Consider the following 24476-nt stretch of genomic DNA (forward strand, 5'->3'; position numbering starts at 1 on the left):
ACTTGAAACCGCTGCCCTCACCCCAGCCCTCTCCCGGAGGGAGAGGGAGCCGATTGGGGGATATTTGAGAAGTACATCGACTTGAACGTTCTGCATCGAATCCAAAATCGACTCGATCTCTCAGGTCGATGCATGGCGCCAGACAACTCGGTCGGCTCCCTCTCCCCCTGGGAGAGGGCTGGGGTGAGGGCAGCGATCTCAAACCATGCACAAATCTCAAAACCACTGCGGACGATGCGACCCTAACTCAGTCGCCGGCAAAGCCCACTGCAACGGCGCTCCAGCAATACGCAGCGGCGCTTGAAGCCGACGTGCCGGCCCCCATGGCGTGTGTTCCATCTGCAAGCTCTGGTCCTTTGCCTCCTCCGGACGCAACGCTTCGTCAGTCCCAGCCCCATGCTCAACCAACAGCTTCGCCGTCCGCGCCAGCGACAACCGTGCCGATCCACCTCGACCACTGCGTAACCGTTCAGTCAGCAACCGAATCACACTCGCCGCCATCAGATACCCCGTCGCATTATCCAGCGCCTGCACTGGCAACGGCGTCGGTTTGTCAGCCTGCTTCCAGCGCTGTCCGGCCTCGGCGATTCCGCTGCTCATCTGCACCAGACTGTCGAAGCCCCGACGGTTCTGCCACGGGCCGCTCCAGCCGTAGGCGTTGAGGCAAACGTCGATCAGCCCCGGCGCGAGTTGCCGGCGACGTTCAACGCCGAAGCCGAGATGTTCAAGGGCGTCGGCACGATAACCGTGCAGAAGAATGTCGGCATCCTTGAGCAGGCTTTCAAACACTGTGCGATCTGCCGGCACATGCAGATCCAGTCGCGCACAGCGTTTGCCGAGGGTCACTTCCGGCACCACACCGGGTTCGTTCCAGGTCGGCGGGTCGATGCGCAGCACATTGGCGCCGAGCCCCGCGAGGAAGCGGCTGGCGGTCGGGCCGGCCAGTACGCGGGTCAGATCGAGCACCTTGAGCCCGGCCAATGGCCGCGCCACCGAGCCTTGCCAGGGTTGATGGTTTTCTTCTTTCCCATTCCCGAAATGCACCAAGGGTTCGGCATTCACCGCCAACCCTTGCGGATGTTTTTGCCACTGTTCCCAACTGCGCATTTCAGCCGCACAACCCTTGGCCTCGACCACCGCTCGCTCCAGATCGGCACTGGCCCATTGCGCGACTTTCGCCGCCATCGCCGCGCGGTCGGTACAGGCGCCGAGCACGCGTTCAGCAGCGGCGCGGTGATGCGGGGCGTTGGTGTGCAGGCGGATCCAGCCGTCTCGGGTTGCGTAGTCGCCGGCCACCGGATCCCACAGCGGCGGCACTTCCCAGCCGATCGGTCGCAGCGAGGTGGCGAACCAGAACGAGGCGAGGCGGCGGTCGACTACTACCGTGGGCAAGTGGCCGGTTTGCTGCTGAAGCAGTTCGGCGACGGCTTGCCCGGCAGCGGCAATGCTCGCGCAGGCCAGGTCGGTGACGGCGAACGCCGAGGGCAGGGCGCCCTCGCCGGTGAACGGAATCGGCGTGGGGGACAAGCCGAGCGCGGCTTGAATGGACGTGAGCAGATCGGTCATCGAAGGCCCTCCGGAAGAGGGCCTGATCATAGTGCAAAAGAATATCGAGTTAGATGAAAACCCTAATCTCCCTAGTCAACACAAATCCCTGTGGGAGCTTGCCTGCAAGCGATAGCGGAGTGTCTGCCGATAGATGTCTCGACTGATCCACCGCCATCGCTTGCAGGCAAGCTCCCACAAGGGATGAAAGTGATGTTCTAGACGCGGAACTGATCCATCAATTTCATCTGCTGGCTGGCCAGGGCGTTGAGCTGGCTGCTGATCGCCGCCGATTCGTTGGCCTGTTCGGTCAGGGTTTCGGTGACGGTACGGATCGCCGAGACGTTGCGGTTGACCTCTTCGGCCACCGCGCTTTGCTGTTCGGCGGCGCTGGCGATTTGCAGGTTCATGTCGCTGATCACGGTGACCGCGTCGCTGATCTTGCCGAGGGCGTCCACGGCCTGACGGATCTGCCCGGCGTTGTTGTGGGCCTGGGTCTGGCTCGAGTGCATGGTCGCGACCACGCCACGGGTGCCGGTCTGGATGCGTTCAATGACCACGCGAATTTCTTCCACCGAATCCTGAGTACGCTTGGCCAGGTTACGGACTTCGTCGGCCACCACCGCAAAACCACGACCGCTTTCACCGGCACGGGCTGCTTCGATCGCGGCGTTCAGCGCCAGCAGGTTGGTCTGCTCGGCAATGCTGCGGATCACTTCCAGCACCGAACCGATCTGCTCGCTGTTGACCGCCAGCTCTTCGACCTCGGTCACCGCTTTGCTGACTTCGTCCGCCAGTTGATTGATGTCGCGGGTACTGCGCTCGATGATCGACATCCCGTCCTTGGCCGACTGGTCGGCGCCCTTCGCCGCGTTGGCCGCGTTCGAAGCACTGTTGGCCACGTCGTGAGCGGTGGCGCTCATTTCGTTGGAGGCGGTGGCCACCTGATCGATCTCGCGGAATTGCACCTGCATGCCTTCACTGGTCTGGCGGGCGATTTCCGACGATTGATCGGCGGTGCCGCGAGCCTCGGTGATGCTCTGTTTGATCTGGGCGATGGTCGGTTGCAGCTTGTCGAGGAAGCGGTTGAACCAGTTCACCAGTTCGCCCAGTTCATCCTGCTTGGTGTAGTTCAGGCGCTGGGTCAGGTCGCCTTCGCCGCTGGCGATGTTCTTCAGCATCTCGGCAACGCTGTTGATCGGACGGGTCACACCGGAGGCGGTGAGCCAGATCAGCAGCAGGCCGATCAGACCGGCGATCACTGCAACTGCGAGGGCGGTAATGGTGCCGGTTTGCTGCGCGTCGTCGAGCACTGCCTGGAGCTTGACCGAGTCGGCCAGCAGCACTTGTTTCGGCAGGTCGATGACCACGCCCCAGGCCTTGGAGTCGGCAATCGGGTTGACCGGATACACGGCGCGGATCAGATCGCCCCGTTCGAGAATCTTCGGTGTGCCGGCACTCAGCAGTTGCAGCACGTCCTTGCCCTCGGCGCCGAGGGTGTCGCCGATGCTTTTGCCGACCTTGCCGGCATCCGCGCTGTAGGCACCGAGCACGCCGCTGCCGGAGACGATCAGCATGTGCCCGGCGCTGTTGAACAGGTCACGCTGAGAGTCCACGGCCGCTGCTTGCAGGGCGTCGAGGGCGATGTCGACACCGACCACGCCGATGGCCTTGCCGTCCACCAGCAGGGGCACGGAAATGGTGGTCATGAGCATTTCCTTGCCGCCCACGGTGTCGGCGTAAGGGTCGAGCAGGCAGGTGCGTTTGTTGTCGCGAGGGCAGGTGTACCAGCTGTTGTAAGGCGTGCCGCTGACGCTGAGGGTGGTCTTGTTCATGTCGTCTTCGACCATGATCGTGTTCAGCGACGGACCCGCAGCACGGCTCCAGTAACTGGCGAAACGTCCCGCCTCGTTGGACTGACGCGCGGCATCGTTGGCGAATTCGCTGTCCTTGCCGTCCAGTCCGTTGTGTTCGAACGCCAGCCAGATGCCAAGCACCTTGCTGTTGCGCTCGAAGGCGGTTTTCAGGCTCTGGTTCAACTCTTCACGCAGGGCGCCGGCGTCCAGCGAACGCTTGGCGGCCATCACTCGCATGTCCTTGATCTGGTCGGCCAGCGCGGTGATCGCCAACAGGCTCTCGCCGAAGGTTTTCTGCACCCGCACCGCTTGCTCGGCAGCCTTGGCCTGCAACAGGTTCTGCACACTGGCGGTGAGCATCTTGCTGCTGGAAGCACTGACCAGTTCGTCGTTCTGGTTGGTCTGGTAAATGTTGATGCCAACGATCAGCGCCACCACACCGAGCAGGCACAGGCCGGAGAGCAGGACGATTTTCAGGCGGATGGACAGAGAGTCGAACATGGGACGTTCTCGCGAATGGATGAGCTGTTGGCTAAGGGGCAGGAAGGTGCCGGGTTCGCCAAATCCATTCAGCGCCATTCAATGCTCATCGGCGCGAGGCGCAGAGGCATGAACTACCAGCCGACGAGCGGTCACGGCTAAACGTTTGCGCGGGTAAATACCCTGAAAACAAGAGAAAAATCAGGAAATCTTCGGCAACGCTTCCGGTCGCGACCAGATCCACAGGTTGCCCAGGGTCATCCCGGCAATCGCCAGATAAATCGGCCAACCGTGATCGAGCATCACCAGCATCAGCGTGGCGCACAGCAGCATGCTGACCGTAGCGCTGACCTTGGCCTTGCGGGCGATGATCTTGCCGTTGCGCCAGTTGCTCAGGATCGGGCCGAACAGTCGATGGTTTTCCAGCCAGCCACTTAGACGCGGCGAACTGCGAGTCGCGGCCCAGGCGGCGAGCAGGATGAACTCGGTAGTCGGCAGGCCGGGCACGACGATGGCGATCAGGCCGATGCCGAGGCTGACATAGGCGAGCAGGCCAAACAGCAGGCGGGCGAGTCGGGAGGCGGCGGGTTGGGGCATGGGCTCAGCGAGAGGCTTATGTGACAAGGTGGGAATCTTACAGACTTACGCAATTCCTTGTGGGAGCTGGCTTGCCAGCGATAGCGTCCGGTCAGTCGACAGGGATGTTGTCTGACGCGCCGTCATCGCTGGCAAGCCAGCTCCCACAGGGTTTTACAGTGGTCAGGATCAGGCCGGCTCGGCTTCTGTGGCGTAAGCCTGTTCCAGCAGCACGGTGAAGCGGTTGAACGCATCAATCGCGCCTTGCTCCACTTCGGCTTCTTCTTCAGCGCTGAATTGCAGTGAATCGAGGGTGCGCACAAAGCTCTTCCAGCCTTCTGCACGACCGCCTTCAGGTTCGCCCAGGTGGCGGGCGCCGAAGGTTTCGCTCAGGTCCAGCGCGACAGCGCGTTTGATCAGGAACGCGGCGCCGAGCTTGGAGCCCTCGGAGACGAAGATCCAGCCCAGGGCGCGGGCCTTGCTCGGGTTTTTCACCGCGCCGGCGACTGGCGCAGGCACTTCGGTGTCGAGGTCGGCGAGGTCGGCCATGGCGGCTTCGGCGCGGCAGCGGGCCGGCAGGTCAGGGACGATGGCGGTCAGTTCGGCATCGTTGTACAGCGACACCAGTTCCGACTGGAACAGGTACTGCGCGACCACGAAGCGGGCGAAATTGGCGCGGGTCTCGAACGGTGCGTGGGCCTTGACCAGTGCATCGAGCTTGCTGTGCGGCTCGTGGGTGATCTGGTTCAGGCGTTGCGAACGCAGGGCTTTTTCCGGGGTGCTCATGAGATGTCCTTGAAAAGAAGAGGCGCTTGATAACGAGACGTACGGGCAAGCGCCGGACAGTAAAAAAACCTCACGGCGCGGCAATGCATGCGCGCCGTGAGGTCATCCGGATCAGATATCCCAGACCAGGTTGATCGCGAAATTGCGACCCGGCTGGGTCAGGCGATCAAGGTTGGCCGGTTGTGTCACCGACGCTTCGCCGACGCTGTCGTAACCGCGCACGTCATCCCACAGCCAGTATTTCTTGTCGGTCAGGTTGTAGATGCCGCCGCTGACGGTGACGTCGTCGGTGACTTTGTAATAACCGGCCAGATCGAGAATGCCGAAGCCCGGCGACTTGAATTGACTGCTGACACCGTCCGGCGATTTGAAGTTGCTGTCGTCGACGCGATCCTTCTTCTTGACCACGGTCCAGCTCAGCAGGCCGCCGTAGTTGTCCTGGTCATAACCGAGGCCGAATACGCCGGTCAGCGGGTTGACGCTGTTCAACGGTTCGCCGTTGTCGTTGTTGCGTCCGTAGGCGTAAGCAATCGAGCCTTGGGTGTACAAGCCTTGCGGCGCGCCGAAGGAATCGAGGTTCAGACGACCTTTGACTTCGGCACCCTTGATGGTGGCGTGCTTGATGTTGCTGGACTGGAACGTCAGCTCGCTGTAGCCCGGGGTGACGGCGTCTTCGTTAATGAAGTCGCGGTACTTGTTATAGAACACCGCCACGTCGAACGAGCCTTGCTCGAAGTTGCCGCGCAGGCCGGTTTCATAGCTTTTGCTTTTTTCCGGTTCCAGGTCCGGGTTCGGCGCCACGTTGTAGCCGGTGGTGCTGTTCTCGAAGCGCCCATACAGCGCTTTCGCGGTCGGGGTGCGGAAGCCTTCGGCGTACTGACCGTACCAGGTGTAGTTTTCGGTCAGGGCGTAGGTCAGGCCGAATTTCGGCGAGACTTTGTGCCAGGTTTTGTTCGAATCGCTGACCGTGCCCTGGCCGTCGGCGGCCACGGTGTTAAGGAACTCCTGGGTGATGTGTGGCTTGAGTTGGGTGTAGTCGTAGCGCAGGCCCGGCAGGAAGGTCCAGTTGTTCCAGTTGATCTGATCCTGGGCGAACAGGCTGTAGGTGTTGATGGTCGGGTCCGGGAAGTCGCTGGACTTTTTCAGCACGTCAGCCGCGCTGGTGGCGCCGATGGCGGTGCAGCCGCGACCGACCGCCAGGCACTTGCCGTCGCCGCTGCGCGATCCGGTGACTTTCTGCTGCTTGATGGTGGTGCCGTAAGTCAGCACATGATCGGTGTCACCGATGGCGAATGCCTTGTCCAGTTGCGCGTCGAAGACCCACTGTTTCTCTTCGTAAATCGTGTCGCGGGTGCGCAGCACTTTGCGGGTGATCGGGTAGTAGAACTCGTCGGTGCTCTGATCGGTCTTGGCGGTCTGGTGGTTGAGGCTCCACTTCACGTTGTCCGCCAGCAGGCTGTTCAACTCGAAGCTGTGCTCCAGGCCGAAACGCTCGCGGGTGATGGTGTCGTTGCCGGTGCGCCACTGGTACATGCCGCCGGGCAGCACGCTGTCCGGGATTGTCGGGGCACCGTTGAAGTAAGGGCCGCCGTAAGCGCTTTTCTGATCGGTGTCGCGATCATCCTTGTACTTTTCGTAGGTCAGGCCCAGGCGCGAACCTTCGTTGTAGTTCCAGCCGATCTTGGCCAGCACGTTGGTGGCTTTCACGTCTTCCGGGTTGGCGGCGGTGCGTTCAAGGCCGGTGCCGTTGTTGCTGCCGTAGGAATCGGTTTCGTGACCGTCGCGCTGGCTGTAGTGCAGCAAGCCGTCGAACTGGTCGGTGCGACCGGCGACGGTGGCGGATTTCAGCCAGCTCTCGTCGGCGGAGCTGTAGCCGGTCTTCAGGCGGGCGCCGACGTCTTTGCCGGGCTTGATGATGTCGTCCGGGTCGAGGGTGTAGTAACTGACGGCGCCGCCGATGGCGTTGCTGCCGTACAGCACCGAGGCCGGGCCACGAAGGATTTCGACGCGTTTGACGATTTCCGGGTCGACGTAATTGCGCTGGGTCTTGGCGTACGGGCCGTTGAAGAAACCGTCCGGCACTTCGACGCCGTCGACCTGGGTCAGGATGCGGTCGCCGTCGATGCCGCGAATGTTGTAGCCGCTGATCCCGCCGCGCTGGCCGGCGCCGCCGACGGAGACGCCCGGCTCGTAGCGCACCAGATCCTTGATGGTATTGACGTTGTTGCGGTCCAGATCCTCGCGGGTCTGCACGCTGACGGTGGCCGGCACGCTGTTAATCGACTGTTCCTGACGGGTGGCGCTGATGGTCACCTGATCAAGATTGAGTGCGCCGCCGCTGGCGCGTTTTTCCAGCACGACGTTGTTGTTGCTCAGTTTGCGGAAGCTCAGGTTGGTCCCCACCAACAGGCGCTCCAGGGCTTTTTCCGGTGGCAGCGAACCGCGCACGCCCGGCGACGACACGTCTTGACCCAGTTCCGCCGGCAAACCGACCTGCCAGCCGGTGACAGCGGTGAACGCGTTGAGCGCCGACACCAGCGGCTGCTGGGCAATGGCGAACGAGTAGTCGCCCATGTTGCGCGTCGGCTGTTCGGTGGCGGCCATCAGCGGCGCGGTGCCGGCCATCAGGATGGCGGCGGTCAGCAGCGACAGCACGCGGGAAGGGGAAGAAGTCTGGCGGGTAAGGCGTGAGGACATCGATAGCGCTCCGTGTCGCACGAATCTTTATAGGTGCTGATTGATCTCGCGAGATGCGAATCAATTGCATTGGCTATAACGAGACGAGCGAGCTTCGGCTATCGAGTAAAAATAATTCTCATTTAGTTCAAGATCACCAGCGCCGGGAATTCCCGAAGCTTGGCCGAGGTGATGTGAGCGAGCGAACGCACCACATCCAGCGGCTGGTCGAGACGGTAATTGCCGGTGACGGCGACGTCGGCCAACTGTTCGTTGGCGTTGATGATGAAGCCCGGGTAGTAGCGGCGCAGTTCGGCCAGCACCTGGTTCAGCGGGCAGTTTTCGAAGATCAGCCGACCTTGCACCCAGGCCAGATCGGTGGCGGCGTCGACCTTGGCCGGGCGGTCGAAACCGTTCGGGCCGATGCGGATGCTTTCCCCGGCGGACAGCCGCACCCGCGCATCATCACGGGTCGCCCGCAGATCGACATCGCCGCGCTGCACCCGCACCTGCGCCACGCCGTCCAGATAACGCACGGCGAATGCGGTGTCGCGCACGCTGGCCTTCACCGGCCCGGCGTCGATTTCCAGCGGCTGGCTGCGGCTGGCCGGGATCTCGAAAAACGCTTCGCCCTGATACAGCCGCGCGACTCGCTGCTGATCGTTGATCGTGCTGGAGAACGCGGAATTGGTGTTGAGCAGGACTTTCGAGCCGTCCTCGAGCTGCAGGCGCTGACGCTCGCCGACCACGGTCAGGTGATCGGCCTGCAGACGCATCGGCAGGTTGCTGAAACTGAACAGCCCGAGCAGCAGAACGGCGGCGGTGGCCAGCGGTTTCCAGTGCGGGCGCAGGCGTGTGAGGACGGTGACTTTCTTCGGTTTGGTCGCGAGGTTCTGTGCGCACTGGGCGATCTGCGGGCCGTCCCAGATTGCCTGGGCCTTGGCGAACGCCTCGGCATTCAACGGGTCGGCCGCCAGCCAGGCATGGAATTGCCGGGTCTGCTCCTCGTCCGGACTGCCGAGCACGATGAGCCAGTCCAGAGCCTGGTCCATTGCGCTGGCGGCGTCCTGCGCCGATGAAGGCGAAGGGGAGCGGTGGATGTCCGTCACGGTGGTTCCTCGGCAGTGTCTGTGCACGGCTGTTTTTTAGTGAAGCGTAAAAGTCGGGCAAGGGTAACAAAGCCCGATGATCAGTGCAGTCGATCCTGAGGTTTACAGAAAAGTCCTACTGCATCAGTCGCCGTTCAAGCGTTCGGCGACACCGATGCAGATGGTCATGATCAGTTTGAGTTCTTTCTGCACCGTGCTGAGGGACACGTTCAGTTCTGCGGCGATTTCCTGATAGCTGCGCCCGTGCAGGCGGCTGAGGATGAAAATCTGCTGTTGGCGGGGGCTGAGTTCAGCGAGACTCACGTTCAGGCGCTCCAGCAATTGTTCGGCGTGAGCGGCGTCTTCGGCACTGCTGGCGGGGGCGGCGACGCTGTGCACCACCTCCTGCGGCACGTCGTCGACCATGGTGCGCGAATGAATCTTGCGCGCGCGCAAATGGTCCAGCGCCAGATTGCGCGCGGTCTGGAAGACAAAGGGTTCAAGGTGATCGATGGCCCGTTCGCTCAGCGCCCGGGTGACGCGCAGGTAGGTTTCCTGCAACAGGTCTTCGGCGGTGCTGTGGTTGTTGACCATCCGTTCCAGGGTCCGCAGCAGCGAAGTGCGCTGGGCGAGGAAGACGTGATTGAAGTGTGATTGACTCACGGGATGACCTGATCCATTTCGGGCGAATGATAATGCTTATCATCCGCCCGAGTGGTCAAGTGTTGATTTCAGATTGAAATCAAACCTGTGGGAGCAGGCGTTTATTCCGCGTTGCACAGCGCCAGGCAGTTATCGAGCATGCGGTTGGAGAAGCCCCACTCGTTGTCATACCAGGCCAGCACTTTCAGCAGTTTGCCGCTGGATTTGGTGTGGTTGGCGTCGAAGATCGACGACAGCGGGTTGTGGTTGAAGTCGCTCGATACCAGCGGCAGGGTGTTGTAGCCGAGAATCTTCGAGTGCTGGCTCGCGGCTTTCATCAATGCGTTGACTTCATCGGCCGAGGCTTCGCGCTTCAACTGCACGGTCAGGTCAACCAGTGACACGTTGATTACCGGCACGCGCACGGCCATGCCGGTCAGCTTGCCAGCCAGTTCCGGCAGCACCAGGCCCACGGCTTCGGCAGCGCCGGTCTTGCTCGGGATCATGTTCTGGGTGGCGGAGCGGGCGCGGTACGGGTCGGTGTGATAAACGTCGGTCAGGTTCTGGTCGTTGGTGTAGGCGTGAATCGTGGTCATCAGACCGCTTTCGATGCCCAGTTCGCGGTGCAGCACTTGGGCCACCGGGGCCAGGCAATTGGTGGTGCACGACGCGTTGGAAATGATCTGGTGCGACTGGCGCAGGATGTCGTGGTTCACACCGTAAACGACGGTAGCATCGGCGCCTTTGGCCGGGGCCGAGATAATCACTTTGCGTGCCCCGGCGGTAATATGCGCAGCGGCTTTGGCGCGGTCGGTGAACAGACCGGTGCATTCGAACACCACGTCAATCTTTTCCGCGGCCCATGGCAGGTCGGCCGGGTTGCGGATGGCGCTGACCGAAATGCGGTCTCCGTTGACGGTCAGGCTCTCGTTGTCGTGAGCCACTTCGGCGTCGAATGTGCCATGAACGGTGTCGTATTTGAGCAGATGCGCATTGATCGCGCTGTCGCCCAGATCGTTGATGGCGACGATCTGCAAATCCTGACGATAGCCTTGGGTATACAGTGCGCGCAGGACATTACGGCCGATGCGGCCAAAACCATTGATTGCGATTCGAAGAGTCATTGAACAGCGCCGCCGTCGTTTTGTTGTTGGAATTACAAGATTATTCGCATAAAAATAGAAAACAAGCCTTTTTAGTGGCAATATTTTGTTTTATCTACAACGAGTGACCTGAATCAACTGGTCCGAATGATCAAGAAAACCGTTCGTCATCCCACGCGAACGGGCTTTTGATCAGCATAGACAATCAGGTCGCCACATCCGTTAGCCTGGAGTTCTACACATGCATCCCCGCGTTCTTGAGGTCACCGAACGGCTTATCGCCCGCAGCCGCGCCACGCGTCAGGCTTACCTTGCGCTGATTCGCGGCGCCGCCACCGACGGGCCGATGCGCGGCAAACTGCAATGCGCCAACTTCGCCCACGGCGTGGCCGGGTGTGGCAGCGAAGACAAGCACAGCCTGCGGATGATGAACTCGGCGAACATCGCAATTGTTTCGTCATATAACGACATGCTTTCGGCGCACCAGCCGTACGAAGTCTTCCCGGAACAGATCAAGAACGCCCTGCGCGAAATCGGCTCGGTCGGCCAGTTCGCCGGCGGCACGCCTGCGATGTGCGACGGCGTGACCCAGGGCGAGCCGGGCATGGAGCTGAGCCTGCCGAGCCGCGAAGTGATCGCGATGTCGACGGCGGTGGCGCTGTCTCACAACATGTTCGATGGCGCGCTGATGCTCGGCATCTGCGACAAGATCGTGCCGGGCCTGATGATGGGCTCGCTGCGTTTTGGTCACCTGCCGACGATCTTCGTACCGGGCGGGCCGATGGTCTCGGGGATTTCCAACAAGGAAAAAGCCGACGTGCGGCAGAAGTACGCCGAAGGCAAGGCGACTCGCGAAGAGCTGCTGGAATCGGAAATGAAGTCCTACCACAGCCCGGGCACCTGCACTTTCTACGGCACCGCCAACACCAACCAGCTGCTGATGGAGGTGATGGGCCTGCACTTGCCGGGCGCGTCCTTCGTCAACCCGAACACACCACTGCGCGACGCCCTGACCCGCGAAGCCGCGCACCAGGTCACGCGCCTGACCAAACAGAACGGTAACTTCCTGCCGATCGGCGAAATCGTCGACGAGAAGGCGCTGGTCAACTCGATCGTCGCGCTGCACGCCACCGGCGGTTCGACCAACCACACCCTGCACATGCCGGCCATCGCCATGGCGGCGGGCATTCAACTGACCTGGCAGGACATGGCCGACCTCTCCGAAGTCGTGCCGACCCTGAGCCACGTCTATCCGAACGGCAAGGCTGACATCAACCACTTCCAGGCGGCGGGCGGCATGTCGTTCCTGATCCGCGAACTGCTCGAAGCCGGCCTGCTGCACGAAGACGTCAACACCGTGCTCGGCCACGGCCTGAGCCAGTACACCAAGGAGCCGTTCCTCGATAACGGCAAGCTGGTGTGGCGCGAAGGCCCGACCGACAGCCTCGACGAAAACATCCTGCGTCCGGTGGCCCGTGCGTTCTCGGCAGAGGGCGGCTTGCGCGTGATGGAAGGCAACCTCGGTCGCGGCGTGATGAAGGTGTCCGCCGTCGCGCTGGAAAACCAGATCGTCGAAGCACCGGCCATGGTGTTCCAGGATCAACAGGATCTGGCGGACGCCTTCAAGGCCGGTTTGCTTGAAAAAGATTTCGTCGCGGTGATGCGCTTCCAGGGCCCGCGCTCCAACGGCATGCCGGAGCTGCACAAGATGACGCCGTTCCTTGGTGTGCTGCAGGATCGCGGCTTCAAAGTGGCACTGGTGACGGACGGACGTATGTCCGGCGCATCCGGGAAAATTCCGGCGGCCATTCATGTCAGCCCCGAAGCTTATGTCGGCGGCGCTTTGGCGCGCGTGCAAGAGGGCGATATCATCCGCGTCGATGGCGTCAAAGGCACTTTGGAACTCAAGGTGGACGCCGCCGAATTCGCAGCGCGCGAACCTGCCAAAGGCCTGTTGGGCAACAACATCGGCAGCGGTCGCGAACTATTCGGCTTCATGCGTTTGGCCTTCAGCTCGGCGGAGCAGGGCGCCAGCGCCTTCACTTCTGCCCTGGAGACGCTTAATTGAAACTGGCTTTGGTCGGTGACATCGGAGGCACCAACGCGCGGTTCGCGTTGTGGAAAGATCAGCAGCTCGAATCGGTTCAGGTGCTGGCCACGGCCGACCACGCCAGCCCGGAAGAGGCGATCAGCCTCTACCTCGGCGGGCTCGGTCTGGCGCCGGGCGCTATCGGCTCGGTGTGCCTGTCGGTGGCGGGGCCGGTGAGCGGCGATGAGTTCAAGTTCACCAACAACCACTGGCGCCTGAGTCGCAAGGCGTTCTGCCAGACCTTGCAGGTCGAGCAGTTGTTGCTGATCAACGATTTCTCGGCGATGGCGCTGGGCATGACCCGTTTGCAGCCCGGCGAATTCCGCGTGGTTTGCGAAGGCACGCCGGAGCCGTTGCGTCCGGCAGTGGTGATCGGCCCGGGCACTGGCTTGGGCGTCGGTACGTTGCTTGATCTCGGTGAAGGGCGGTTTGCCGCGTTGCCGGGAGAGGGCGGTCACGTCGATCTGCCGCTGAGCAGTCCGCGTGAAACCCAATTGTGGCAGCACATCTACAACGAAATCGGCCACGTCAGCGCGGAAACCGCGTTGAGCGGTGGCGGCTTGCCGCGGGTCTACCGGGCGATCTGCGCGGTGGATGGTCATGAGCCCAAGCTCGACACGCCGGAAGCCATCACTGCGGCAGGTCTTGCAGGCGACCCGATCGCCCTGGAAGTGCTGGAGCAGTTCTGCTGCTGGCTCGGTCGCGTGGCCGGCAACAACGTGCTGACCACGGGCGGCCGTGGCGGGGTGTACATCGTGGGTGGCGTGATTCCGCGTTTTGCCGATTTCTTCCTCGAAAGCGGTTTCGCCCGCAGCTTCGCCGACAAGGGCTGCATGAGCGATTACTTCAAGGGGATTCCGGTGTGGCTGGTGACAGCGCCGTATTCCGGTCTCGTCGGTGCAGGAGTGGCGCTCGAACAGGAAGGCTGAAGAGCGTTCCCACGTCGAGGCGTCGAACCCTCTGCGTGGGAATACAGCCCGTGACGCTCCGCGTCACTGGACGCGGAGCGTCCCTTGATACATTCCTACGCAGAGCGTGGGAACGATCGGTCTACACATCAGGCATAATCCGCCCAATTCCAACAACAAGGATGCCTTCGAAGTGAGCTCAGTCAACAAGTCGATTTTGTTGGTCGATGACGACCAGGAGATACGCGAGTTGCTGGAAACCTACCTGACCCGCGCGGGTTTTCAGGTACGGGCCACGGCGGATGGCGCCGGTTTTCGTCAGGCGCTCAATGAAGCGCCGAGCGATCTGGTGATCCTCGATGTGATGCTGCCCGATGAAGACGGCTTCAGCCTGTGCCGCTGGGTGCGCCAGCATCCGCGTCAGGCCCAGGTGCCGATCATCATGCTCACCGCCAGTTCCGACGAAGCCGACCGGGTCATCGGCCTGGAGCTCGGCGCCGACGATTACCTCGGCAAACCTTTCAGCCCTCGCGAACTGCAAGCCCGGATCAAGGCCCTGCTGCGTCGCGCCCAATTCGGCCAGGATCGCGGCGGCAGTGAAGTGCTGGCGTTCGATGAATGGCGGCTGGACATGGTCAGCCATCGGCTGTTTCACGCCGACGGCGAGGAAGTGATTCTGTCCGGCGCCGACTTCGCCCTGTTGAAACTGTTTCTTGATCATCCCCAGGAAATCCTCGACCGCGACACCATCGGCAACGCCACCCGTGGCCGCGACCTGATGCCCCTCGACCGGATCGTCGACATGGCCGTCAGTCGTTTGCGCCAGCGTCTGCGCGACACTGAAAAACCGCCACGCCTGATCCGCACCGTGCGCGGCAGCGGCTACCAACTGGCAGCCAATGTGGTTGCCGGCAATGGTCACTGAGTTCCTGCGCACCACCGCGCGCAAAGTGCCGATGCCGCGTTCGCTGCTCGGGCGGATGCTGCTGCTGACGTTGCTCGCGGTGTTGTTCGCCCAGACGCTGTCCAGCGTGATCTGGGTGTCCCAATTGCGTGCGACGCAGCTCGAAGGGTTGGTCACCAGCGCCCGCAGCCTCGCCCATTCGATGACCGCCAGCGTCAGTTATTTCCGCTCGTTGCCGGTGGCCTATCGGCCGCTGGTGCTCGATCAATTGCGCAGCATGGGCGGCACGCGTTTTGTGGTGACGCTGAATGACAAACCGCTGGGCATGGAAGTGCTGCCGGTGACGCCGCGCAAGGCCGCGGTACTGAAAGCGGTGGATGAAGTGCTGCGTCAGTCGCTGGGCCAGGACACCGACATTCTGGTGACCTTCGTCAGCCCCGATGACTTACGGATCTTCAACGCCGGGTTGAAACTCGATGAGTTGCCGCGTTCGTGGGCGCATTACGCACTGACCCTGGAACCGGTGAATCCGCCGGTGCTGGTGACCCAGATTCAGTTGGCGCCGGGTGAATGGCTGTACATCGCCTCGCTGCTGCCCGAGCCCTACACCAGTCTCGAAGAGCAGGGCCTGCCGACCCAACAGGTGTGGTTCATCGTCTTCACCAGCGGTTTTCTGTTGTTGTTCATCGGCCTGCTGGTGCACTGGCAGAGCCGGCCGCTCAAGCGTCTGGCACGGGCCGCGCGGGACTTGTCGCTGGGCGCCGATGTCGAGCCGGTGGCCGAGGGCGGCGGTAGCGAAGTGGTCGAAGTGGGCCGCGCCTTCAACACCATGCGCGAGCGGATCAGCCGTTACCTGACCGAGCGCAGCCAGTTGTTCAGCGCGATTTCCCATGACCTGCGCACACCGATTACGCGACTGCGCCTGCGGGTCGAACTGCTGGAAGACGAAACGCTGCAGACCAAGTTCGGCCGTGATCTGGATGAGCTGGAGCTGCTGGTCAAAGGCGCGCTGCAATGCGTTAAGGACACCGACATTCACGAAAACATCGAGCCGGTGGACCTGAACCATGTGCTCGACTGTCTGGTGGAGCCGTATCTGGCGCCGGCCGGCAATGGTCGCGTGACGCAGCAGGGGCGGGCGTTGGCGGCGTATCCGGGCAAGCCGCTGGCGCTCAAGCGTTGCATCGGCAACCTGATCGACAACGCGTTGAAGTACGGGCAGAACGCCCACCTGCACATCGATGACGATGATCGCGCGTTTGTGCTGCATGTCGACGATGAAGGGCCGGGCGTGCCGGAGCAGCGGCTGGAGCAGGTGTTCGAGCCGCACTTCCGCTTGGCGGGACAGCAGCAGGGTTACGGTCTCGGTTTGGGGATCGCCCGCAACATTGCCCATAGCCATGGCGGTGAAGTGACGCTGCAGAACCTGCGCGAAGGCGGATTGCGCGTGACCCTGCAATTGCCGCGTTCGGCGGATTAGTCAAAAGCTTGCCTTCACCCCAGCCCTCTCCCTCCGGGAGAGGGCTGGGCGGGCGGCGTTCCGATGAGGGCTGGCTCTTTGTCACGAGCCGGTGACAAAACCCGCCCCCTTCGTTACAAGCCCCTCCCGGCCCGTTGTTTAGACTGCCCGCAGTCATAACAACAAAAAAGGCCACCCATGGATCATTTCAATCCGGGCTTCAGCAGTTGGCTGAACGCCCCTGCCCACCAGCAATGGCTCGCCGATGAAGGCCTGCGCCTGCTGGCATTTGCCAAGGCTTCACGGCTGCCCGAAGGGTTTGGCAATCTCGATGAGCGCGGCCAGCTTCAGGCCGGCGCGCAAGCCGAAACCATGAACACCGCACGCATGACCCACAGCTTCGCCATGGCCCACATTCAGGGCCTGCCGGGGTTCGCCGAGCTGGTCGATCACGGCATCGCGGCCCTGCGCGGCCCGTTGCGTGATGCGATGCACGGCGGCTGGTTCGCTGTCGCCGAACACCGTGACGGCAACACCGGCAAGAACGCCTATCTGCATGCTTTCGTCGCCCTCGCGGCCAGTTCCGCTGTGGTCGCCCAGCGTCCCGGCGCGCAGGCGTTGCTGGATGACGCCATCGACATCATCGACACCTATTTCTGGAGCGAGGAAGAGGGCGCCATGCGCGAGTTCTTCAACCGCGACTGGCGCGAAGAAGAAGCCTATCGCGGCGCCAACAGCAACATGCACGCCACCGAAGCCTTCCTCGCCTTGGCCGATGTGACCGAAGACCCGCGCTGGCTGGTGCGTGCGCAACGCATCGTCGAGCGGGTGATTCACGGGCACGCCGCAGCCAACGATTACCTGGTGATCGAGCATTTCGATCGCAACTGGCAGCCGCTGCGCGACTACAACCATGACAATCCCGCCGATGGTTTCCGTCCCTACGGCACCACGCCGGGCCATGGTTTCGAGTGGGCGCGGCTGTTGCTGCACCTCGAAGCCGCGCGGGTCCAGGCCGGCATGCTTACGCCCGGCTGGCTGGCCACCGATGCGCAAAAGCTGTTCGAACAAAACTGCCGTTATGGCTGGGACGTCGATGGTGCGCCGGGCATCGTCTATACCCTCGACTGGAACAACAAAGCGGTGGTGCGTCATCGCCTGCACTGGACCCACGCCGAGGCCAGCGCTGCCGCCAGTGCGTTGCTCAAACGCACCGGCGATGCGCAGTACGAAACCTGGTATCGCCTGTTCTGGGAATTTTGCGAAATGTATTTCATCGACCGCTGCGACGGCAGTTGGCACCACGAACTTGATCCGCAAAACCGCCCGAGTGCCGATATCTGGGCGGGCAAACCGGATCTGTACCACGCCTGGCAGGCCGTTCTGATTCCGCGTCTGCCGCTGGCACCGAGCATGGCCAGTGCTCTGGCACACCTGTCTCGAAGCGTTCCTGTGTAACCATGTGGTGACATTCGCGCGTCCCTTCGTTACCTGCGGGGGGAAACGCTCTGTTTAAACTCGTGTGCAGCGCAAGCACCAGACTTGCATGCATAACAACAAGAAAGGTACATCTCAGATGAATGCGATTTCTCGCCTCGCTACTGTCATTTCTGTCGCCTCCCTGTTCCCGCTCGCTGTGCTGCCCCTGAGTGTTTCCGCTGCCGAATCCAAAGGTTCGGTGGAAGTCGTGCATTGGTGGACGTCCGGTGGCGAAAAAGCTGCCGTCGATGTGCTCAAGGCACAAGTCGAGAAAGACGGTTTCACTTGGAAAGACGGCGCTGTCGCCGGCGGTGGCGGTGCGACTGCCATGACCGTGCTGAAAAGCCGCGCAGTAGCCGGCAACCCGCCAGGCGTTGCCCAGATCAAGGGCCCGGACATCCAGGAATGGGCGTCGACCGGTCTGCTCGACACTGACGTGCTGAAGGACGTTTCCAAGTCCGAGAAGTGGGACAGCCTGCTCGACAAGAAAGTCTCCGACACCGTGAAGTTCGAAGGTGATTACGTGGCCGTGCCGGTGAACATTCACCGCGTGAACTGGCTGTGGATCAACCCGGAAGTCTTCAAGAAAGCCGGTATCGAAAAAGCCCCGACCACCCTCGAAGAATTCTACGCCGCCGGCGACAAGCTGAAAGCGGCGGGCTTCATCCCGCTGGCCCACGGCGGTCAGCCATGGCAGGACAGCACCGTGTTCGAAGCGGTCGTGCTGTCGGTGATGGGTGTTGATGGTTACAAGAAAGCCCTGGTCGACCTGGACAACGCTGCCCTGACCGGTCCGGAAATGGTCAAGGCCCTGACCGAGCTGAAGAAAGTCGCGACCTACATGGACCCGGACGGCAAAGGCCAGGACTGGAACCTGGAAGCGGCCAAGGTCATCAACGGCAAGGCCGGCATGCAGATCATGGGTGACTGGGCCAAGTCCGAATGGACCGCCGCCAAGAAAGTCGCCGGCAAGGACTACGAGTGCGTAGCGTTCCCGGGCACCGACAAGGCGTTCACCTACAACATCGACTCGCTGGCCGTGTTCAAGCAGAAGGACGCGGGCACCGCGGCCGGTCAGCAGGACATCGCCAAAGTCGTGCTGGGTGAAAACTTCCAGAAAGTCTTCAGCATCAACAAGGGCTCGATCCCGGTGCGTAACGACATGCTCGCCGACATGGGCAAGTACGGTTTCGACTCCTGCGCCCAGACCGCTGCCAAGGACTTCCTGGCAGACGCCAAGAGCGGCGGCCTGCAACCGAGCATGGCGCACAACATGGCGACCACGCTGGCCGTGCAGGGTGCGTTCTTTGATGTCGTGACCAACTACATCAACGACCCGAAAGCCGACCCGGCCGACGCTGCCAAGAAACTCGGCACTGCCATCAAGGCTGCCAAGTAAGCGGTAGCGACGAGCTGCGAGCTACAAGCTGCGAGACAAGAGCGCTGCTCTGCTGGTCTTGCAGCTCTCAACTCGTAGCTGCTCTTCTCTTTTTTTATTGGATCTTCCCATGAGTTCTGTTGCTGTGTTCAGCAAGGCCTCGCCGTTCGACGCATTGCAGCGCTGGCTACCGAAACTGGTGCTGGCGCCGAGCATGTTCATCGTTCTGGTGGGCTTCTATGGCTATATCCTCTGGACGTTTGTCCTGTCGTTCACCACGTCGACGTTCCTGCCGAACTACAAGTGGGCAGGCCTGGCGCAATACGAGCGTCTGTTCGACAACGACCGCTGGTGGGTGGCGAGCAAGAACCTGGCCGTGTTTGGCGGCATGTTCATCGGCATCACCCTGGTAATCGGCGTGACACTGGCGATTTTCCTCGACCAGAAAATCCGTCGCGAAGGCTTTATCCGCACCATTTACCTGTACCCGATGGCGCTCTCGATGATCGTGACCGGTACTGCGTGGAAATGGCTGCTCAACCCGGGCATGGGCCTGGACAAATTGCTGCGGGACTGGGGCTGGGAAGGCTTCCGTCTCGACTGGCTGATCGACCCGGATCGCGTGGTGTATTGCCTGGTGATCGCGGCGGTCTGGCAAGCCTCGGGCTTCATCATGGCGATGTTTCTCGCCGGTCTGCGTGGCGTTGATCAGTCGATCATCCGTGCTGCCCAGATCGACGGCGCGAGCATGCCGCGCATCTACTGGAAAGTGGTGCTGCCAAGCCTGCGTCCGGTGTTTTTCAGTGCGGTGATGATCCTGGCGCATATCGCGATCAAGAGCTTCGACCTGGTGGCGGCCATGACGGCCGGCGGCCCGGGTTATTCCTCCGATTTGCCGGCGATGTTCATGTACTCGTTCACCTTCAGCCGTGGACAGATGGGCATGGGCTCGGCCAGTGCAATCCTGATGCTCGGTGCGATCCTCGCGATCATCGTGCCTTACCTGTACTCCGAGCTGAGGACCAAGCGTCATGACTAGTCTCGCCTCCAAACCAGCCATCAGCCTGAGTCGCATCGCGATCTACGCGGTGCTGATCCTCGCGGTCCTGCTGTATCTGGTACCGCTGGTGGTCATGCTGCTGACCAGCTTCAAGACCCCGGAAGACATTTCCACCGGCAACCTGCTGAGCTGGCCGACCGTGGTCAGCGGCATCGGCTGGGTGAAAGCCTGGGCGACCGTTGACGGCTACTTCTGGAACTCGATCAAGATCACCGTTCCGGCCGTGATCATCTCCACCGCCATCGGTGCGTTGAACGGTTATGTGCTGTCGTTCTGGCGCTTTCGCGGTTCGCAGCTGTTCTTCGGTCTGCTGTTGTTCGGCTGCTTCCTGCCGTTCCAGACCGTGCTGCTGCCGGCGTCGTTCACCCTCGGCAAGATGGGCCTGGCGAGCACCACCACGGGCCTTGTGTTCATCCATGTGGTCTACGGTCTGGCGTTCACCACGCTGTTCTTCCGTAACTACTACGTGAGCATTCCGGATGCGCTGATCAAGGCGGCGCGCCTCGATGGCGCGGGCTTCTTCACGATCTTCCGCCAGATCATCCTGCCGATGTCGACGCCGATCATCATGGTCTGCCTGATCTGGCAGTTCACCCAGATCTGGAACGACTTCCTGTTCGGCGTGGTGTTCTCCAGCGGTGATTCGCAACCGATCACGGTGGCGCTGAACAACCTGGTCAACACCAGCACCGGGGCCAAGGAATACAACGTGGACATGGCGGCGGCGATGATCGCCGGGCTGCCGACCCTGCTGGTCTATGTGGTCGCAGGCAAGTATTTCGTGCGCGGGCTGACGGCCGGCGCAGTCAAGGGGTAATCATGGCTACGCTCGAACTTCGCAATGTAAACAAGACCTACGGTGCCGGCCTGCCGGACACCCTGAAGAACATCGAACTGTCGATCAAGGACGGTGAGTTCCTGATCCTCGTCGGGCCTTCGGGCTGCGGCAAGTCGACCCTGATGAACTGCATCGCCGGCCTGGAAACCATCACCGGCGGCGCGATCATGATCGGCGACCAGGACGTCAGCGGCATGAGCCCCAAGGATCGCGACATCGCCATGGTGTTCCAGTCCTACGCGCTGTACCCGACCATGAGCGTGCGCGAGAACATCGAGTTCGGTCTGAAGATCCGCAAGATGAGCCAGTCGGCGATCGACGAAGAAGTTGCCCGCGTGGCCAAGCTGCTGCAGATCGAGCACCTGCTCAATCGCAAGCCGGGCCAGCTCTCCGGCGGTCAGCAACAGCGCGTGGCGATGGGTCGTGCGCTGGCGCGTCGGCCGAAGATCTACCTGTTCGACGAACCGCTGTCCAACCTCGACGCCAAGCTGCGCGTCGAGATGCGCACCGAAATGAAACTGATGCACCAGCGCCTGAAAACCACCACGGTCTACGTGACCCACGACCAGATCGAAGCGATGACCCTGGGCGACAAAGTGGCGGTGATGAAGGACGGGATCATCCAGCAGTTCGGTACGCCGAAAGAGATCTACAACGACCCGGCCAACCTGTTCGTGGCGAGCTTCATCGGTTCGCCGCCGATGAACTTCATTCCGCTGCGCCTGCAACGCAAGGACGGCCGTCTGGTGGCGCTGCTCGACAGCGGCCAGGCCCGTTGCGAATTGCCGATGGCGATGCAGGACGCGGGTCTCGAAGACCGCGAAGTGATCCTCGGCCTGCGCCCGGAGCAGATCGCGCTGGCGAACGGCGAGGGCAATGGCCTGCCGAGCATCAAGGCTGAAGTGCAGGTCACCGAGCCGACCGGTCCGGACACCCTGGTGTTCGTCAACCTCAACGACACCAAGGTCTGCTGCCGTCTGGCGCCGGATGTGGCGCCGCAGGTGGGCGAAACCCTGACCCTGCAGTTCGATCCGTCGAAAGTGCTGCTGTTCGACGCCCAGTCCGGCGAACGCCTGGGGATTGCGGGCCTGCCGAAAACCGAATCGCACAGCGCCAACGTGGCCCAGTTCAAGGGTCGCTGATGAACACAGGCGGGAGCGGGCAGGCCCGTTCCCGCAGGGAGCACGCGGTGCGTGGCCTGTCGCGCGCCGCATCCGATGTAAACCGCGTTAAATAAGAAGAATAGTTAATAACAATAAAACGAGGATGTAGGGATGAAGAAGAACAACAACGCTCAGCGAATCGGCCAGTTGTCAGCAGTTGCGGCAATGATGCTGGCCGGCAGCGTCCACGCGGCTGACGCGTTCAGCTCCGATTCGGAGTGGATGACCGGGGACTGGGGTGGCGAGCGGACCAAGCTGATCGAGCAAGGCATCGACATCAAGATGGACTACGTCGGTGAGGTGGGCGGCAACCTTCACGGCGGCTACAACAACGACAAGACGGCGCGTTACTCCGACCAGTTCGGTCTGGGCGTGGCGCTGGACCTGCAAAAACTGTGGGGCTGGGACAACACCCAGGCCAAGATCCAGCTGACCAACCGTAATGGCGAAAACATTTCCAACGACCGTGTTGGCGATCCGCGTGCCGGCACACTCAGCTCCTCGCAGGAAGTCTACGGTCGTGGCCACATGGTGCGTCTGACCCAGTTGTGGATCAAACACCAGTTCTTCGACAACAAACTCGACATCAAGGCCGGTTACTTCGGCGAAGGCGAAGACTTCAACACCTTCCCGTGCGAGTTCCAGAACCTGGCGTTCTGCGGTTCGCAAGTGGGTAACTGGGCGACCAACATCTGGTACAACTGGCCGGTCAGCCAGGCGGCCATTCGCGTCAAATACAACATCAACGACGAACTCTACGCACAGATCGGTGCGTACAACCAGAACCCGTCGCAGCTGGAACACGGCAACGGCTTCAAGTTGAGCGGCAGTGGCACCAAAGGCACCGTATTGCCAGTGGAACTGGTCTGGTTGCCTAACCCGAACAGCCTGCCGGGCGAATACCGTGTCGGTTACTACAAGAGCACGGCTGATGCCGACGACGTTCGCGAAGACGTCAACGGTTTCGACGCAGCGACCACCGGTGATGCCTACCGTACCCACAGCAGCAAACACGGTTACTGGTTCGTTGCGCAACAGCAACTCACCAGCCATAACGGTGACAAGAGCCGTGGTCTGAGCATCGCTGCCAACGCCACGTTCCACGACAAGGACACCAACTTCATCGACAACTATCAGTCCGTGATGTTTGTGTACAAAGGCCTGTTCGATGCGCGTCCGAAGGATGACTTCGGTATCGGTGCTGCGCGTATTCACGTCAACGATGACGTGAAGAAAAACGCCGAGCTGCTCAACGTCTCCAACGGTGTTTCGGACTACGACAATCCGGTGTTCTCGCCGATTCGCGAAACCGAATACAACTACGAGATCAACTACGGCTTCCACGTGACCAACTGGCTGACCGTGCGCCCGAACCTGCAATACATCACTCATCCGGGCGGTGTGGATGAAGTGGATAACGCTTTGGTCGCTGGCCTGAAAATTCAGTCTACGTTCTGACGCGTCTGCGATAAGCTCCTCTCTATGTGCGCATATTTGCGGACAGCCAAGGCTGTCCGCTTTTTTTTGGACAGGGGTGTCGCAGCCCATGAAAGTTGAATCTGGAACCGTGGCCCATGCATGAGCATCCGCTGCAACGCTTCTTCAAATCCTTGCGTGAACGACCGGTGTTCGCCTGGGAGCGCTATCAGATGCGCGATGTGCTGGTGATCGATCATCCGCTGTGTCAGGCGGTGTTCAGTCGCCAAGGCGCGCAATTGCTGCATTTTCAGCCGCGCGGGCAAAAACCGTGGTTGTGGTGCGCGGCGAAATGGCCGCATGTCGGCGCGATTCGTGGCGGCGTGCCGGTTTGCTGGCCATGGTATGGCCGTCACCCGAGCGAAAACGCGTGGCCGTCTCACGGCTGGGCGCGACTGCTGGACTGGAAACTGCTCGACAGCAGCACCGGCGATGACGGCGTGCGCCTGCATTGGCAATTGCAGTTGTGCGATTGGCAGGTGGACCTGCACGCGCACCTGGGCGAACGCATGGAATTGCGCCTGAGCACCGAGCATCAGGACGACATGCCGTGCCAGTTGAGCCAGGCTTTGCATGCTTACTGGCGTATTGGCGATGTGAGTGAGATAGCGCTGTCTGGGCTCGAAGGGGCGCAGGGTTACGACCAGTTGAACCGTGAGATTTGTCAGCAGGAAGGCGAGTTGCGGGTCGATGGCGGCTGTCAGCGGGTGTTCCAGCATGACGGCGAATTGCAGCTCAAGGATCACGCCTGGCAGCGCGAGTTGTGCATCGATACCGGCGACAGCGCGGACACCGTGGTGTGGCATCCGGGGACGCGGCCGTTGCTCGGCGTGACCTGGGATGAGATCTCGGAGTTTGTCTGTGTTGAAGCGGCGGCGGGTGGCACCGACAGTCTGCATCTGGCGCCGGGGGAGAAGGCGCATCTGAGTTTGCAGGCGTGGGCTGCTGCGTAATGATCGCTCCCATGCAG

19 protein-coding genes and 1 pseudogene are annotated in these 24476 nt (G+C 61.6%); 11 read left to right on the top strand and 9 right to left on the bottom strand.

The genetic code is table 11. The annotated features are described in order from the left end of the window. Window positions 1–216 precede the first annotated feature (216 nt). From BMZ46_RS01890 to gap, 9 genes and pseudogenes are all read right to left on the bottom strand, one after another. On the bottom strand, window positions 217–1566 hold the full coding sequence (locus tag BMZ46_RS01890; RefSeq protein WP_074688327.1) for a CoA transferase: 1350 nt from the start codon (window positions 1564–1566) through the stop codon (window positions 217–219). Window positions 1567–1763: 197 nt separating this feature from the next. Further along, window positions 1764–2519 (bottom strand): methyl-accepting chemotaxis protein, encoded by a 756-nt coding sequence (locus BMZ46_RS29710; RefSeq protein WP_371855246.1) that lies wholly within the window; start codon window positions 2517–2519, stop codon window positions 1764–1766. Window positions 2520–2621: 102 nt separating this feature from the next. Continuing rightward, window positions 2622–3980: pseudogene (locus BMZ46_RS29715) on the bottom strand (HAMP domain-containing protein); the annotation flags it as partial. 102 nt (window positions 3981–4082) lie between these two features. Further along, window positions 4083–4478, bottom strand: coding sequence for a YbaN family protein (locus tag BMZ46_RS01900; RefSeq protein ID WP_039766063.1), 396 nt, complete (start codon window positions 4476–4478; stop codon window positions 4083–4085). Between the two features lie 168 nt (window positions 4479–4646). Further along, window positions 4647–5243 carry a biliverdin-producing heme oxygenase gene (locus BMZ46_RS01905; protein ID WP_074688323.1) on the bottom strand — a complete coding sequence of 199 codons (597 nt, stop codon included), beginning with the start codon at window positions 5241–5243 and terminating at the stop codon, window positions 4647–4649. Between the two features lie 111 nt (window positions 5244–5354). After that, on the bottom strand, window positions 5355–7940 hold the full coding sequence (locus BMZ46_RS01910; protein ID WP_074688321.1) for a TonB-dependent receptor: 2586 nt from the start codon (window positions 7938–7940) through the stop codon (window positions 5355–5357). 122 nt (window positions 7941–8062) lie between these two features. Next, the gene (locus BMZ46_RS01915; RefSeq protein ID WP_074688319.1) at window positions 8063–9028 is read right to left on the bottom strand and encodes a FecR family protein; all 966 of its coding nucleotides are present in this window, start codon (window positions 9026–9028) and stop codon (window positions 8063–8065) included. Between the two features lie 123 nt (window positions 9029–9151). Further along, complete coding sequence (locus BMZ46_RS01920; RefSeq protein ID WP_039766069.1) at window positions 9152–9670, bottom strand: RNA polymerase sigma factor; 519 nt, start codon at window positions 9668–9670, stop codon at window positions 9152–9154. Between the two features lie 101 nt (window positions 9671–9771). Beyond that, window positions 9772–10773 carry a type I glyceraldehyde-3-phosphate dehydrogenase gene (gene gap, locus BMZ46_RS01925; RefSeq protein WP_007951174.1) on the bottom strand — a complete coding sequence of 334 codons (1002 nt, stop codon included), beginning with the start codon at window positions 10771–10773 and terminating at the stop codon, window positions 9772–9774. A gap of 220 nt (window positions 10774–10993) precedes the next feature. Here gap and edd point away from each other — a divergent pair, with 220 nt between their 5' ends. The 11 genes from edd to BMZ46_RS01980 all read left to right on the top strand — a co-directional run bounded on the left by edd (window position 10994) and on the right by BMZ46_RS01980 (window position 24459). Continuing rightward, on the top strand, window positions 10994–12820 hold the full coding sequence (gene edd / locus BMZ46_RS01930) for a phosphogluconate dehydratase (RefSeq protein ID WP_074688317.1): 1827 nt from the start codon (window positions 10994–10996) through the stop codon (window positions 12818–12820). Beyond that, entirely contained in the window at window positions 12817–13770 is a 954-nt protein-coding gene (locus BMZ46_RS01935; protein ID WP_074688315.1) for a glucokinase, read from the top strand. The genes edd and BMZ46_RS01935 overlap by 4 nt, the downstream gene beginning before the upstream one ends. Window positions 13771–13942: 172 nt before the next feature. Further along, window positions 13943–14674, top strand: a complete 732-nt coding sequence (locus BMZ46_RS01940) for a response regulator (RefSeq protein WP_074688312.1) — start codon at window positions 13943–13945, stop codon at window positions 14672–14674. Between the two features lie 31 nt (window positions 14675–14705). Then, window positions 14706–16133 (top strand): ATP-binding protein, encoded by a 1428-nt coding sequence (locus tag BMZ46_RS01945; protein ID WP_163976892.1) that lies wholly within the window; start codon window positions 14706–14708, stop codon window positions 16131–16133. A 177-nt stretch (window positions 16134–16310) separates the two neighbouring features. Further along, a complete protein-coding gene (locus BMZ46_RS01950) occupies window positions 16311–17570 on the top strand; it encodes a D-mannose isomerase (protein ID WP_039766082.1) in 1260 nt (419 codons plus the stop codon). A gap of 118 nt (window positions 17571–17688) precedes the next feature. Then, entirely contained in the window at window positions 17689–18990 is a 1302-nt protein-coding gene (locus tag BMZ46_RS01955) for an ABC transporter substrate-binding protein (protein ID WP_074688308.1), read from the top strand. 109 nt (window positions 18991–19099) lie between these two features. Continuing rightward, window positions 19100–20008, top strand: coding sequence for a carbohydrate ABC transporter permease (locus tag BMZ46_RS01960; protein ID WP_007951166.1), 909 nt, complete (start codon window positions 19100–19102; stop codon window positions 20006–20008). Beyond that, entirely contained in the window at window positions 20001–20846 is an 846-nt protein-coding gene (locus BMZ46_RS01965) for a carbohydrate ABC transporter permease (protein ID WP_007951164.1), read from the top strand. Before BMZ46_RS01960 ends, BMZ46_RS01965 begins: the two co-directional genes overlap by 8 nt. Before the next feature lie 2 nt (window positions 20847–20848). Further along, on the top strand, window positions 20849–22009 hold the full coding sequence (locus tag BMZ46_RS01970) for an ABC transporter ATP-binding protein (protein ID WP_039766088.1): 1161 nt from the start codon (window positions 20849–20851) through the stop codon (window positions 22007–22009). A gap of 132 nt (window positions 22010–22141) precedes the next feature. Further along, window positions 22142–23488, top strand: a complete 1347-nt coding sequence (locus tag BMZ46_RS01975) for a carbohydrate porin (RefSeq protein WP_074688306.1) — start codon at window positions 22142–22144, stop codon at window positions 23486–23488. 116 nt (window positions 23489–23604) lie between these two features. Continuing rightward, on the top strand, window positions 23605–24459 hold the full coding sequence (locus tag BMZ46_RS01980; protein WP_039766094.1) for a D-hexose-6-phosphate mutarotase: 855 nt from the start codon (window positions 23605–23607) through the stop codon (window positions 24457–24459). The last annotated feature ends 17 nt before the right edge of the window (window positions 24460–24476 follow it).

The organism is Pseudomonas sp. NFIX49 (genome assembly GCF_900115915.1).
GTDB classification, from domain to species: domain Bacteria; phylum Pseudomonadota; class Gammaproteobacteria; order Pseudomonadales; family Pseudomonadaceae; genus Aquipseudomonas; species Aquipseudomonas pharyngis.

What these genes read in the sequence shown, in the direction of transcription:
- BMZ46_RS01955 (WP_074688308.1), top strand. Translation starts at nt 17,689, where the DNA reads ATGAATGCGATTTCTCGCCTCGCTACTGTCATTTCTGTCGCCTCCCTG.
- edd (WP_074688317.1), top strand. Translation starts at nt 10,994, where the DNA reads ATGCATCCCCGCGTTCTTGAGGTCACCGAACGGCTTATCGCCCGCAGC.
- BMZ46_RS01945 (WP_163976892.1), top strand. Translation starts at nt 14,706, where the DNA reads ATGCCGCGTTCGCTGCTCGGGCGGATGCTGCTGCTGACGTTGCTCGCG.
- BMZ46_RS01970 (WP_039766088.1), top strand. Translation starts at nt 20,849, where the DNA reads ATGGCTACGCTCGAACTTCGCAATGTAAACAAGACCTACGGTGCCGGC.
- BMZ46_RS01950 (WP_039766082.1), top strand. Translation starts at nt 16,311, where the DNA reads ATGGATCATTTCAATCCGGGCTTCAGCAGTTGGCTGAACGCCCCTGCC.
- BMZ46_RS01960 (WP_007951166.1), top strand. Translation starts at nt 19,100, where the DNA reads ATGAGTTCTGTTGCTGTGTTCAGCAAGGCCTCGCCGTTCGACGCATTG.
- BMZ46_RS01890 (WP_074688327.1), bottom strand. Translation starts at nt 1,566, where the DNA reads ATGACCGATCTGCTCACGTCCATTCAAGCCGCGCTCGGCTTGTCCCCC.
- BMZ46_RS01900 (WP_039766063.1), bottom strand. Translation starts at nt 4,478, where the DNA reads ATGCCCCAACCCGCCGCCTCCCGACTCGCCCGCCTGCTGTTTGGCCTG.
- BMZ46_RS01980 (WP_039766094.1), top strand. Translation starts at nt 23,605, where the DNA reads ATGCATGAGCATCCGCTGCAACGCTTCTTCAAATCCTTGCGTGAACGA.
- BMZ46_RS01965 (WP_007951164.1), top strand. Translation starts at nt 20,001, where the DNA reads ATGACTAGTCTCGCCTCCAAACCAGCCATCAGCCTGAGTCGCATCGCG.
- BMZ46_RS01905 (WP_074688323.1), bottom strand. Translation starts at nt 5,243, where the DNA reads ATGAGCACCCCGGAAAAAGCCCTGCGTTCGCAACGCCTGAACCAGATC.
- BMZ46_RS01910 (WP_074688321.1), bottom strand. Translation starts at nt 7,940, where the DNA reads ATGTCCTCACGCCTTACCCGCCAGACTTCTTCCCCTTCCCGCGTGCTG.
- gap (WP_007951174.1), bottom strand. Translation starts at nt 10,773, where the DNA reads ATGACTCTTCGAATCGCAATCAATGGTTTTGGCCGCATCGGCCGTAAT.
- BMZ46_RS29710 (WP_371855246.1), bottom strand. Translation starts at nt 2,519, where the DNA reads ATGCAGGTGCAATTCCGCGAGATCGATCAGGTGGCCACCGCCTCCAAC.
- BMZ46_RS01975 (WP_074688306.1), top strand. Translation starts at nt 22,142, where the DNA reads ATGAAGAAGAACAACAACGCTCAGCGAATCGGCCAGTTGTCAGCAGTT.